Source organism: Micromonospora sp. NPDC005172 (assembly GCF_040608555.1).
Taxonomy (GTDB): domain Bacteria; phylum Actinomycetota; class Actinomycetes; order Mycobacteriales; family Micromonosporaceae; genus Micromonospora.
In genome coordinates, this window is the sequence record NZ_JBEXIL010000091.1 from 1 (window position 1) to 11,331 (window position 11,331).

An 11,331-nucleotide genomic window follows, 5' to 3' on the forward strand; every position below is an offset into this window, starting at 1 on the left:
TGCTCCGCCGCCTCGCCCGAGGCGAACCCGCCACCCGCCAACAACGCCTCACCTTCGACACACCCGACTGACAGCAATGTGAAACGCCCTCTAAGCGAAATTCTGGTGCGGGTGTTAATCGGATGGCGGCGCGGAAGGCGTCGGAGGTTCGGGCGGCGAGGGTGGCGAGGCTCGCGGCGTATGAGGCGAACGTGACGGAGGCGGTGCGGGTCTACTTCGACCGGGTGACACGTGCGGGTCAGGTGCGGGACGAGGCGAACCTTCGGGCTCAGCGGATCCTCGCTGCCGGGCAGAGCAGGGCAGGAGGGCTGGACCGGGAAGCCGATGGGGCCGTCGCCCGGCTTCGGAAACTTGGTGAGCCGGTCACGGAGATCGCGGCCATGATCGAGCTTCCTGTCGCCGGGGTGCGCGCCGCCCTCGCCCGAGCCAGCGACCAACCGATCCCCGTGGGCGACCAGTCGGCCATCGTCGATGAGCCCAGGGAGATGCCCACGCAGGAGGAGCCGGCATTGTCGACGGCATGAGGTCGGGCGCGGCCTTCACCACGGCGCAGCGGGCGCGGTCGGCGGGGCGGGCGAGTTCGCCACCGTGATGGCGTGGCGGGGCCGGACTCGACTGTCTGGCCCCGCCGCGCGTGGCGTGTCAGCGGTCGCCGTAGCGCAGGACGGTTCGGTACTCGGCGGCGTCGGCGGCGCTGTACGGGTCGTAGGCGTCCTTCTGCCCGACCAGCACGAGCCGGCGGCGGACGGACGCCGTGGTGGGGGCGCGGTGCAGCGGGGCGGTGGGAGTGGCGGTGGTGCTCATGAGTAAGTCCTCCTGACGGTTCGGGTTGGTGCGCTGCCGCCCGGGTGGGCCGGGGTGCCGCGCTGACAGGCCGGTGAGGGACCGGCCGCGACCGACGGCGGGCAAGCGGGAAGGCCGCGAGATCTTGGGAGCGCAGCGGTCCGGGGAGCGCAGCGAGCCGGCCAAGATGTTGGGGTCGGCGCTTGCCGGACGCGGCCGGGTCGGTCACCACTGGGGACTGGCCAGCGCGCACCACGGACACCGGCGAGAGCGAGACCCAAGCCGGGGTCAGGGCGCAGTGGCGATGCGCGGCGTCTCCTACGGGAGGGCGCGTCGTCCGGTGAGCCGTAGGCGCAGATGCCTGACCGGTGGGGTGGGGTAGGCGCGGAGGTAGGTCACCAGCGTGTAGGCGAGGTTGGCGGTGCGCTTTTCGACATCGTCGAGACTGGGCTGACCCTGCATGCGGGCGTAGAGGGCGCCGAGGAGTTGGTACCAGCCGTAGTAGAGCTCCTTGACGGCGATGACGTTGTCTGCCGTCAGGTGGGTGCAGGTTCGGGTGGCGGTGAGCCACTGCGGGTTCACCGCTTGGGCGTGCTCGTCGAAGAGGTTGCCGGTGAGCATGTCGAGTTGGCGGCGTACGTCGTCGGCGTCCTGCGGGAGGCTGATCGCCGGCAGGGGCAGGCAGGCCCCTGGCTGGGGATGTGCGGCGTGGACGACCTGGGTGATCGTCGCGCAGCCGCGGACCAGGTCCCGGTAGGCGTCGGCAAGGTGGCCGGCTGGGGGAGTCATCACAGATTCTCCGGGGCGTCGGGCAGGGCTCGGTGTTCGAACTGGCGGACGGACGGATCCACGGGCGGGCCGTGGTCAGCGGCCCGCCCGATGTGGTGGTCAGCGGTGCAGGAGCTGTGGGTCGGTGGTGACCTCGGGGTAGAGGTGCGCGGCGTACTGCTCGCCGTCGGGGGTGGTGACGATGTCGCCGCGGCGGGCCTTGACCGCAGTGCCAGCGTGGGCGTCGGTGAACCGCATGGAGACCGACAGGTTGCGGGCCTGGACTTTGAGGCTGGGCATGTCGGAGTCGTTGAGGTAGGGCAGGAGTTGACCGGCTTCGACGAGGACCTGGTCGCCGCGGGTGAGGTTGCGGGCCCGGGCGGCGAGGTCGCCCCAGCACATGACCTCGAAGAACATGGCGCGGGTGTCGACCCAATTGCCGCTGTGGTCGCGGTAACGGTCGCGGTGCACGATCGGGAACTGGACGTACTCGCGGCCGTCGCGGGTGTGGCCGGTCTGCGGTGAGGCGGTGAGCCGGCCCTCGACGATGCAGGTGAACAGGGACATGACGACGCTCCAGACAGTCAGGTCGGGTGAGGGGTGATGGGCGGGGCCGGCCGGCACGGCCGGCCCCGCCTGCGGTGAGGGCTAGAAGGCGGGCTCAAGCTCGCGGTCGCCGGCAGCCCAGGGGTCCTCGACCTGTTCGGCCTTGGCGGTGCGGGCGGACTGGGCACCGGCGAACCGCATCGAGACCGCGACGTTGCCGGCGGTGACCTGCAACTGCCCGGCCGGCTTGTCGCTGTTGGGTGACTGGTAGGCCCAGACGGAGAGGTCGTCGCGGGCCTCGACGATGACCGTGTCGCCCTTGCGCAGGTGCTCGGCGCACCGTTCGGCGAGGCTCTCCCAGCAGGTGACGGAGACCCACATCGTCGGCCCGTTGGTCCACTCACCGCCGTTGCCGCGGCGGCGGGTGTTGTGGCCGACCCGCAGCTTGCAGACGGCCTTGCCGGAGGGGGTGACGCGCAGCTCGGGCTCGTCGGCGAGGTTGCCTTCGAAGGTGAGGTTGAACAGCATGACCGTGCTCCCTGTCGCTTGGTGTGCGGCGGGCGGGCCGGTCGGGTGACCGGGGCGCCGGGGTGCCGCGCTGACGGGGCCGGTCAGAGCCCGCCCTGGGGCCGGGGCTGCAAGCAACCGGCCAAAAGATCTTGGCGTCGAGCGGAGCGAGACAAGGGGCCAAGATGTTTTGGAAGGGGGCTTAGCGGCCCCGGCCCGGGTGGGCTGACCTTCGGGTCCCTCAGCAGCGGACACCCGGCCGCAACCCGGGACACCAACACCGCCAGTGCGTGTCATCCGTGACAGCCGGGCCCGGACGTCGTACCGACCTCGCCGGCTGCCGAGCTCGGGCGCTGGCGGCGCACCCGGACAGAGTCGGACGAGGTGCGGGGGCGTTCTGCGTCCGCCAGCGCCGTCCGAACGTGTCGTGGCCAGGTCGCTTGTTCCGGGGCGAGATGCTGACCGCGAGCAGACGGTCCGCGTCTGGCTGCTGTCCACAGGGCACCGAGCCAGACGCCCCAATGACATACGGCGGCGGGGTGGCTGAACTCGACAACTGCTATGCGCTGGGTGCTGGACTGGTCGTGTTGGTTCGGTCACGATTTGGTGATGAGTGAGGTGCGTCCGCGGTGGGCCAAGCTACCCCCGGCTGAGCGAGACCGCCGTCTGGCGCAGAGCGCCGCCGATCGCGCGCGACACGAACATGCCGCAACGCCGTCTACGGCCGTACCGCGCGTGGATGTTCCTGAGCAGGAGCGGCGCAGCCGGCAGGGTCAGAGCGACGCCGCCCGTGCCCAAGTGACGCGCTGGGCAGGACTGCCGGAGGAGGAGCGCCGTCGTCGACAGTCGCAGAGCGACGCTGCTCGCGCTGCGGCCCGGCGTACCGAGGCGCCGCCTGCCCGAAGCTCGGCGACCGAGTTGAGCGACGACGAGACCGTCCGGGCGATGGAAGACACGATCAACGGCGGCGGCTACGACTTCATGTCGAAGGACGACTGGTGACAGCAAGACGAAGGCGACGGCCTGGGTGAGGGCTCGTACCCCCACTGCGCGGTTGTCGTTCCCGGGTCACTGCCCGGGGACGGCGTAGTCCGGCTCGCCAGCCGGAGGCGATCGTCGCGCGAGCCTCATCCGCCGACAGACCGACAGTGTGCGCGGCTTCCGTGAGCCGGGGCCACACCACCTGTGCGTCTAGCCCGTCGTGCGCGGCGAGTTGCCCGAGACGGAATGCCGCGAGGTGCAGGGCAGTGTTCCGGCCGCCAGCGATGATCCGCTGTCGGCCGCGGATTACCGGTCGGGGTGCGGTGAGGATTCTGCCGATCTCGCCGTTGAGGGCGGCGAGCCCGTACCGGTCGGGGTCGTCGATCCGCCCCGGGGTAGCCGTAGCCGGTTCGGGCACTGGGGCCGGCGGTGGTGACAGCAGTCGCCGTAGGGCTGGTGGGCAGTCTGGCAGGACGCGGTCGAACTGTTGGGTGAAGGTGTACCGGCGACCGGTGGGGTGCAGCGACGGCGGTGCGACGACGAGTCCACCGCGTCCACGCCAGTCCACCCCGGGTATGACGCCGACGCGGTTGGCGTGCCCGGTCGCGGCGAACCAGAGATGCCACCCGGATCCGGTTCGTACGACAGGCCCCTTCGAGGGGGCGTTGTCGAGGATGGCTGTGACGGTTCGGAGTCCGTCTGCGGTGTCGATGTCGCAGACGTCGAGCAGGCTGCCGGTGGCGAGGCCGATGTTCGCGTCGGGCCACCTCGTCCACCATTGCCGTACGAGAGCGGGGTCGGTGGAGGCATCTCGCAGCCCGTGCCGCAGCCTGGGGTGTTTGCCGGGTGACGGGCAGGCGAGTGCCCGCCGGCAGCTACAGCCACCAGCACGCTGGGGAGTGTGCAGGGGCATCACGGGGATACCGGCGGTGGCGTAACGAAGGGCCACGTTGAGGACGGGCTCGGATCGCAGGTCCTGCGGTGGGGGCGGTTGGGTGGCCGGTGCGGCGGTCGGTCCGTGGGCTTGGGTCGGGGTGGTCATCGGAGCGTCCTCTGGTGGTCATGGGTGCGGTTCGGGCCCGACGGATCTGTCGAGGCCGGGCATGGCGCCAGGACGGCGGGATGGTGGACGGGGTGCTGGTTGACCGTGAGGTCGAGGCTGACGTACTCGCCGTTTTCCGTTGCGATCGCGACGCTGAGCGGCGCAGCGGTGCCGGGGACCGGGGTGACGGCGATGGTGACGGGACCGGCGGTGATCGTGGCGGTCGGAACGCCGTATCGGTCCTCGCTGACAGCGGCGGTGACGTCCCAGGTCTCGTCCAGCAGCGGCCGGCCGCTGCTGTCGATGAGGCTGCTCATCAGTTCCAATGCGTCTGCGCCGGATGGCTCGGCTTCACGGTTGAGGAATGCGGTGAACGCGTCGACGATCGCTGTGTCCGGGTGTTGCTGTCCGTTCGTCGTGTGGTGCGAACGCAGATCTCCGTCGTCGGCGACTGTCGGGGTGCGATGGCGCTGCATCAGGCCGGTGTTGGTCAGGGCAGCTTGCGGCGTCACGAGGTACTCCAGAGGCAGTGGTACGGGCGGGATGGATCAAGGTCGGGGCATGGTTGCTTCGGCCCGGAGGGCTGGCTGTGCGGAGGCGCGACGGGGAACGCGTCACTCGGCGCGCGCGGCGTCGAAGTCGCAGGTTCCGAGGAAGGCCAGGTCGCGGGCGGGTATGTGCCTGCCGGCGGCGAGCGCCACGATGCGGCTTATCCGGTCCTGCGGGTCGACGATGAGTGCCCGTCGGGCCGCGGCGAGAGCGAGGGTTTCGTCGCCGAGTCGCCACGCGCACCAGGCGGCGAGACCTGCCGGAGCGGTGACGTACTCGCCGGGGACGCGGCGGGTCAGGTCCAGCCACAGATCCCGCTCCCACATCGCCCCCGACGTGGCCCGCCATACCGTGTCTCGGTTCTGCTGATCGGTCAGCAGGATCGCCATGCGGGCGGCTTGCTCGACGGTGAGGCGGTGGCTGTTCCGGGCCCGGTCGAGCAGCGCTCGCAGCGCCGCCGGCCCGTCGGGGGCGGGCTGAAGGGCGGCGATGGCCGCAGCGACGGCGGCCTGTTGTGCCGGGTCGGGATCGGTGTGCGCGAGCAGGGCGTCGCGACTCGGTAGCGCGACGAGGCCCTCGACGGTGGACTGGGCGGCGGTCGCGGTCGCCTTCGCGTCGAAGCTGACACCCTCGGTGGCGTCGCAGGGGCAGTCGAGGCAGAAGAAGCGGTCGGTGATCACCAGGAGTGTCTGGCTGACGGTGAGGTGCGCGGCAAGGGCGTCACTTGCGGCCGTGACCGTTGGCGCGACGTCCCGGTTGCCGTAGCCGACGAGGACGAGGGTCTGCGCCGCCGTCCGATCGGCGACGTCGCGGAAGGCTTCGACGACCTGCGCCATCGGGGCGGCGAGGTCGACCCGGGCCGCGACGGCGACTCTCCGGTCGGCCTTCAAGAACAGCGCGACGAGACTCTGCTCGGGGTGGTAGCCCAGCAGGTAGGGCACCAGGCCCAGCAGCTCCGCCTGCGACCGCACCGTGAAGGTGGGGACATGAGACACGACAAACTCCTTGATCGAGTACGGGTAGAAAACGAAACCGGCTGTGGTCGCCCGGACGACGGCAGGGGACGCCGCTCTACTGCGGCTTCGGGCGTCGCCGCTCACCGGCGAGGACCCGGACAGTGGTGCTCGCCGCGATAGGCGCGTCAGCGGGGCCGCGGAGGTAGGCGAAGACGTAGACGTCCTTTCGCAGCGCCCGCCCGGGACCGTGGGGTTGGGAGCGCCAGTAGCCGCTGATCCACCGCCGCTGCGCCTGCGGCTCCCGTGCCTCACCCGGCCTGGTCTCCCGCGGGCCGGTGGCCTGCCGGCCGCGGATGCGGACCAGCCGGACCTCCGGTGCGGGCCGCCGGGTCCGTACGTACGCCTTACGGATCGAGCGATCCGCCGCGACGGAGACGGTTTCGCCGACGCGCTGCGTGATGAGCAGCCACGTCGCGGCCAGCACCGCGAGAGCACCGTCAACACATGTGATCGCCTCGCCGTGGACGAGGAGGCGGTGGCTGACGGGGATGAGCCAGCCGACCTGCTCCCGCAGCGCCTGCACCGCCGGCCCGTCGGCGACGCCGGTCGAGCCACCGACACCGCGGTAGGAGACGATCCGAATCCCTTCATCGGTGCTGGCCCACGATGCGGCGTAGACACCCCCGGCGACCGGACTGGCCCACAGGAGCAGCCCATGGGGTGCGGGGAGGTCTTCGACGTCGAGGACGGTCGCCGGGAGGTCCGTGGCGGCGGTACAGGCGAGGTCGGTGAACTCGTCGTCAACGGCGAAGAGCCGCCCACCCTGCAAGCTCGCCGCGATGTCCTGCCTCTGGCGGACCTTCAGCAGGTCCATGCGGTCTGGTCCGGTAAGTAGCGCGGTCAGCCGGTCACGGATCTTCGGCAGCGCTGTGGCCGTGACTGGGGTGTGGGGCCAGTGGACGTCGGTGAGCAGGGTCCGCCCTGGCCGCAGGGTCCCCACGACACCGGCATGAATCGCGCGCACGGCTTCGGCCGCGATCGTCGGATCCGCCCACCCCATCCGGGTGACCGCCCGCTGGGTCAGGGCTTCGCTCTTGCTGGCCTGCGCGAGCAGAGTGCAGGTGATACACGCCGACCAGGTGGTGCCGAAGTCGTGGACGCTGCTGTCGTCCTTGCCGAGAGCGAGGGCCTGTACGGGGCCGCTGTCGAGCCGGAAGACGGGATATCGGTCGCTGCAGAAATCGCAGGACCGCGCTACCCCGGCCACCTCTGCGCTCGGCACAGGGTCCGGATCGTGGTCGTAATAGGTGCGGGCGGCGGGGTGTAGGTGCCGGAGCCGGCCGGTCGCGTCGAAGTAGGTGTTCAGGATCCGGCGGCAGACGCGGCACGCCATCTCCCGCCGTAGATCGGCCGGCGGGCACACGGCGGCATCCGGCGGGTGTCTGGTGGGTGGATCGTCAGGGGGAGGGGTGGAGTGGGACATCGGGGTGAGGGATCCTCCGGTCGGAGTGGGACGGCTCGTCGTCAATGACCGCCTACTCATGGACGTTCGACGCGAACCGGCAGGAGCGACGGCGCCGCCGCAAAGGTCAGAGCAGTTCGCGGCTGCAGGTGTGCGCGGCGTGGTCACCGAGCAGACCCGCCACGCTCGCCCCGGGCGTGACCATCACGGTCTTCTGGTCGCAGGTCGGGCAGGTCGGGCAGGTCAGCCAGTCGCCCTCGTTGTCGGCTGTGACGTACGTGTCCGGGGAGACGCAGGGCAGATCACCTGCGCACGTACAAGCCGGGGCGTTGGGAGCAGCGGTAACGGTGACCACTGCTGCCTGCGAGCTGCGTCGATCGGCGTCCGACCCCGGTCTGCTTCGAGCCATGTCGCCGGGTGGGCGATGCTGGCCCGGTCCGCCCGACCGGCCGAACGGCGCGGCCCTGCACAGGCACACCCGGGCCAACTTTCGACGATCTCGAGCGGCTGCGACGGTGGGCCTTGCGGGGCTAGCCGCGGTCGGTCAGGATCGAGGGCCAGTACGCACACCTGCTGACCGTCGCTGCGTAGCGCGTGAAGGTCCCGCTGCTGCGCCTGCACCCGGTCCAAGCTGGCGACGACGGCTACGGCTGCTATGAGCGCAGGTGCCAGCGCCTGCCATGCTGTCGATCGAGAGCGGCGGCTCGGAGATCCCTGGGTGCGCTGTCTAGCGCGTTGACTTAACCTGGCCAGTTTCTGCGGTGGCGAGCAGGACGTGGGTAGTGCGGCAGCCGCCGTTCGGGATCATGGCTGAAGTTCGGCGTTGAGACGTCGCTGTAGTGCTCTCGTCGGGCTCGGGCTTGATGGCGGCGTCGGCACTGTGACCAGTGCAGACGGTGGGCGAGTTCGTGGATCGGCCGGATGATGAAGGCGTTGGTCAGCTGCGGGCGCACCGACGATGACCCGGAGCGCGCCGGACTTCGTCTGCTACGGCCGCAACCGCCTCGGACAACACTGGGGCGAGGTGCAGTGCGCGAACGCCGTGCTGACCGCCACCGGCGCCGGTGGATCATTGTGATCGAGCGCCGCGACGCCGGCGGGTAGGCGCTGCCCGGTGGCCACATCGAGCCGGGCGAGGCCGTGGCCGACTCGCGGCCCGGGAGCTGACCGAGGAAACCGGGCTGGTCGTCACCCTCACCGACCCGTGGGTCGAGATAATCGATCGTCAAAATTCTCGGAGTCACGGCAACGTTTGCTGGGGTCGAGAGCGTAAGAAGTGGCCGTGAGAATGAAACCGAGGGTGCGGGTGGCTGATGCACGATCGCGAGGATGAAGAGGTGACAGCCTTTGTGCGGGCGCGTTACGGATCGCTGCTCGGGACCGCCTTTCTGCTGTGCGGAGACCGAGGGAAAGCAGAGGATCTGGTCCAGACGACGCTGGCCAAGACGGTTGTGGCGTGGCCTCGACTGCAACGATCAGAAGGCGTCGACCACTACGTTCGGCGCATCCTAGTCAACACCTTCGTGACCTGGAGGCGGCGCCGATCCTGGTGGGAACAGCCCTTGGGTCGGCTGGTGGAGAGTCAAGCACGCGACGAGTACGTGGGGGTGGAACAGCGGGACTTGCTCCGCCGGGCGTTGGACGGACTGCCAGCACGACAGCGTGCCGCCGTCGTACTGCGCTTCTACGAGGACCTGTCCGAGCGGGACACGGCACAAGTACTGGGTTGCTCGGTGGGCACGGTCAAGAGTCTTTCGTCGAGGGGTCTGCAGACTCTGCGTAAGCAGTGGGTTGAGGCCGACGCTGTTGCTGATCAAGAGGTGCGCTATGCGTAACACGACCGAGTTGCGTGACGGCCTGGTGGATCTGGCCGAGTCGGTGACGCCGACTGAGGGTTATGAAGGCGAGGTCATCCGGCGGGCAGACCGGCGTCGCGGGCGGCGGCGTATCGCCGCCGGAGCCGCGGCTGCGGTATGCCTGGCGGTGCTGGTCACGATGTTTCGGGTTGTCGGATTCGCCCCCGCACCGCAACTCGCTGCACCGGCGCCGGATGGCCCGTTTCTGGGGTGGTCCACGGTGGGAGGCGTGGACGCTGGCCTGGTACGTGAGGCCACCAGCGTCTGGGACCGCACCAACTCGGCAGGCCCGCACACAGATGTTCGAGCTCTTGTCGCGACGCGCCACCCACGCCTGCGTTCGACTGTGGTCGTCCTGCAGGGATACGACAAGCAGGGCGACGCTCGCCTGGCCTTCTTCACCGGTGATTCCAGTGCGGCGGACGCCTTACGGATGCGGGTTGATCGGCCGGCGCCCGACCCGGTGAAGACTCAGGTGATCAGTCTGGTCAGCCCACGGTTGTCCGGTGCCGCTGGAGAGGTCAGTAACGACTCCTGGGGCACTTATGCTATTGCCCTCGCCATGCCAGGCGTGACAGCGGTGCGGATCTCGAGCACTGCGGTCGATGATGACATGTCACAAGAACCGGACGGGTCCACCAGTCGCCTTGTGGTAAAACGTCTCCCGCTCGCTGCGACCGCGCAGACGACGACGATCGCCGGGTTCACCAAGCCGAGACGACCGTTCGCTCGCCTTACGAAGGTGTTCGAGGTACCTGGCGAGGACGGTGTTAACGGCGACGCGCGGGCAGTACCCGCCGCGGTAGTCGGCAGAACCGGCCAACAGGTAATCGTGACGTTCCCGAAGGATCAGGGAGTCCTGCAAGGGCAACTAGTCGTCGTCGCCGAAGGTTTGGTCGGACGCGTAACGGCAGTCGATACCGTCCGCGGTGAAGCTACTGTCGACCTCGTCACCAGCGTCGGATTCGCTGGCCAGGTACACACGGATATAAGTAAAGTTCCGGGCTCCGTGCGCGGCACCGGCGGAAAGCTGCTCATGGAAGGCGTTCCCGCGGACGGTGATATTTACCAGACTAACCGTGTCCTGATGCCGGATCCGTCCCAGCGCAGCAGTGAGGTTGGCGCTGTCACGATCGGGCGGGCATCTGCGGACAAGGCGGTTGGCGCGGCAGCTGTGGAGCTTACGCCAACAGCGGACCTTGCCAGCCTGACTAAAGTATCGATCATGGCCCCGCCCGCCCCCTAACGGCGAGCCGACGCAAGGATGCGCGGAGGCGACTCGCCTCCGCGCATCCTCAAAAGGTCTGCAGGGGTCAGTAGTGGACGTAGCCGCTGCCGGAAGCCTTTGCGATGTCCCCGCTGGAGTTATTCGTGGAGTAGTAGTTGAAGTGCATGGTTGTGTTCGTCGGAACGTTTGACCAGCACCAGGTACGCGTTACGCCGTCCGTGGGAACGGTGATAGTTCCGCCCGCCGAGAGAGTCACTTTGAACTGGTGATACGACTCCTCGGGGTAGTCCCACGTAGCTTCGATGTCCTTGCAGAAGCTCGTCTTCGTGGATCTGAAGTCTCGCCCGTCCTTGCCCCAAAATCCCTCGAATGTGAAGGAAAACGGAATTCCGGAGACCGCGAGAGGAGTAATTCCCGTTGTGGTCGTAGGGCCGTTCTGGGTGTAGTGGTCGATTGAGCCCTCAAGCTTGGGCTTCCTCCCGGTGACCGTCATGGTCACGTTCGGCGGGAGCGACGCCCACACGGCGGCATTGTTCGCTGCGATCTCGGCGGCACTAACCTCGGCCCTTCGTTAAGGGTTGTCCAAGGACTGGGCAGAAACGAAGAAGTGCCTTCTGATCAGGGAAAATAGGGCTTGTCGAGAGTCCTGTTAA

The 11,331-nt window shown here is 68.9% G+C and carries 14 protein-coding genes; 4 read left to right on the forward strand and 10 right to left on the reverse strand.

From position 1 onward, the window contains the following. The first annotated feature begins 191 nt into the window (after positions 1-191). Complete coding sequence (locus ABZV06_RS31320) at positions 192-524, forward strand: hypothetical protein (RefSeq protein ID WP_355625843.1); 333 nt, start codon at positions 192-194, stop codon at positions 522-524. 118 nt (positions 525-642) lie between these two features. Here ABZV06_RS31320 and ABZV06_RS31325 read toward each other — a convergent pair whose 3' ends face one another. From ABZV06_RS31325 to ABZV06_RS31340, 4 genes are all read right to left on the reverse strand, one after another. After that, positions 643-804 (reverse strand): hypothetical protein, encoded by a 162-nt coding sequence (locus tag ABZV06_RS31325; RefSeq protein ID WP_355625845.1) that lies wholly within the window; start codon positions 802-804, stop codon positions 643-645. A 297-nt stretch (positions 805-1,101) separates the two neighbouring features. Further along, positions 1,102-1,572: a hypothetical protein gene (locus ABZV06_RS31330; protein WP_355625847.1), complete on the reverse strand. Its 471-nt coding sequence runs from the start codon at positions 1,570-1,572 to the stop codon at positions 1,102-1,104. A gap of 99 nt (positions 1,573-1,671) precedes the next feature. Beyond that, positions 1,672-2,118 carry a single-stranded DNA-binding protein gene (locus tag ABZV06_RS31335; protein WP_355625848.1) on the reverse strand — a complete coding sequence of 149 codons (447 nt, stop codon included), beginning with the start codon at positions 2,116-2,118 and terminating at the stop codon, positions 1,672-1,674. A gap of 81 nt (positions 2,119-2,199) precedes the next feature. Next, on the reverse strand, positions 2,200-2,625 hold the full coding sequence (locus ABZV06_RS31340; RefSeq protein ID WP_355625850.1) for a single-stranded DNA-binding protein: 426 nt from the start codon (positions 2,623-2,625) through the stop codon (positions 2,200-2,202). Positions 2,626-3,339: 714 nt separating this feature from the next. Here ABZV06_RS31340 and ABZV06_RS31345 point away from each other — a divergent pair. Next, a complete protein-coding gene (locus ABZV06_RS31345) occupies positions 3,340-3,606 on the forward strand; it encodes a hypothetical protein (protein ID WP_355625852.1) in 267 nt (88 codons plus the stop codon). Here the strand turns inward: ABZV06_RS31345 and ABZV06_RS31350 are convergent. The 5 genes from ABZV06_RS31350 to ABZV06_RS31370 all read right to left on the reverse strand — a co-directional run bounded on the left by ABZV06_RS31350 (position 3,584) and on the right by ABZV06_RS31370 (position 8,003). After that, complete coding sequence (locus ABZV06_RS31350; protein ID WP_355625854.1) at positions 3,584-4,627, reverse strand: bifunctional DNA primase/polymerase; 1,044 nt, start codon at positions 4,625-4,627, stop codon at positions 3,584-3,586. The two genes, ABZV06_RS31345 and ABZV06_RS31350, sit on opposite strands and share 23 nt — an antisense overlap. Next, complete coding sequence (locus ABZV06_RS31355; RefSeq protein WP_355625856.1) at positions 4,624-5,139, reverse strand: hypothetical protein; 516 nt, start codon at positions 5,137-5,139, stop codon at positions 4,624-4,626. Before ABZV06_RS31355 ends, ABZV06_RS31350 begins: the two co-directional genes overlap by 4 nt. Positions 5,140-5,241: 102 nt before the next feature. Further along, positions 5,242-6,171 (reverse strand): DUF4192 domain-containing protein, encoded by a 930-nt coding sequence (locus ABZV06_RS31360; protein ID WP_355625858.1) that lies wholly within the window; start codon positions 6,169-6,171, stop codon positions 5,242-5,244. 76 nt (positions 6,172-6,247) lie between these two features. Further along, positions 6,248-7,615 (reverse strand): hypothetical protein, encoded by a 1,368-nt coding sequence (locus tag ABZV06_RS31365; RefSeq protein ID WP_355625860.1) that lies wholly within the window; start codon positions 7,613-7,615, stop codon positions 6,248-6,250. Positions 7,616-7,721: 106 nt separating this feature from the next. Continuing rightward, complete coding sequence (locus ABZV06_RS31370) at positions 7,722-8,003, reverse strand: hypothetical protein (RefSeq protein ID WP_355625862.1); 282 nt, start codon at positions 8,001-8,003, stop codon at positions 7,722-7,724. 904 nt (positions 8,004-8,907) lie between these two features. Between ABZV06_RS31370 and ABZV06_RS31375 the strand changes: the two genes are divergently transcribed. Beyond that, positions 8,908-9,429: a SigE family RNA polymerase sigma factor gene (locus tag ABZV06_RS31375; RefSeq protein ID WP_355625864.1), complete on the forward strand. Its 522-nt coding sequence runs from the start codon at positions 8,908-8,910 to the stop codon at positions 9,427-9,429. Continuing rightward, positions 9,422-10,696, forward strand: a complete 1,275-nt coding sequence (locus ABZV06_RS31380; RefSeq protein WP_355625866.1) for a rod shape-determining protein MreC — start codon at positions 9,422-9,424, stop codon at positions 10,694-10,696. The genes ABZV06_RS31375 and ABZV06_RS31380 overlap by 8 nt, the downstream gene beginning before the upstream one ends. 67 nt (positions 10,697-10,763) lie before the next feature. Here the strand turns inward: ABZV06_RS31380 and ABZV06_RS31385 are convergent, their stop codons facing one another. After that, entirely contained in the window at positions 10,764-11,201 is a 438-nt protein-coding gene (locus ABZV06_RS31385) for a hypothetical protein (RefSeq protein WP_355625868.1), read from the reverse strand. Positions 11,202-11,331: the final 130 nt, after the last annotated feature.

What these genes read in the sequence shown, in the direction of transcription:
- ABZV06_RS31325 (WP_355625845.1), bottom strand. Translation starts at nt 804, where the DNA reads ATGAGCACCACCGCCACTCCCACCGCCCCGCTGCACCGCGCCCCCACC.
- ABZV06_RS31330 (WP_355625847.1), bottom strand. Translation starts at nt 1,572, where the DNA reads ATGACTCCCCCAGCCGGCCACCTTGCCGACGCCTACCGGGACCTGGTC.
- ABZV06_RS31335 (WP_355625848.1), bottom strand. Translation starts at nt 2,118, where the DNA reads ATGTCCCTGTTCACCTGCATCGTCGAGGGCCGGCTCACCGCCTCACCG.
- ABZV06_RS31340 (WP_355625850.1), bottom strand. Translation starts at nt 2,625, where the DNA reads ATGCTGTTCAACCTCACCTTCGAAGGCAACCTCGCCGACGAGCCCGAG.
- ABZV06_RS31350 (WP_355625854.1), bottom strand. Translation starts at nt 4,627, where the DNA reads ATGACCACCCCGACCCAAGCCCACGGACCGACCGCCGCACCGGCCACC.
- ABZV06_RS31365 (WP_355625860.1), bottom strand. Translation starts at nt 7,615, where the DNA reads ATGTCCCACTCCACCCCTCCCCCTGACGATCCACCCACCAGACACCCG.
- ABZV06_RS31370 (WP_355625862.1), bottom strand. Translation starts at nt 8,003, where the DNA reads ATGGCTCGAAGCAGACCGGGGTCGGACGCCGATCGACGCAGCTCGCAG.
- ABZV06_RS31375 (WP_355625864.1), top strand. Translation starts at nt 8,908, where the DNA reads ATGCACGATCGCGAGGATGAAGAGGTGACAGCCTTTGTGCGGGCGCGT.
- ABZV06_RS31380 (WP_355625866.1), top strand. Translation starts at nt 9,422, where the DNA reads ATGCGTAACACGACCGAGTTGCGTGACGGCCTGGTGGATCTGGCCGAG.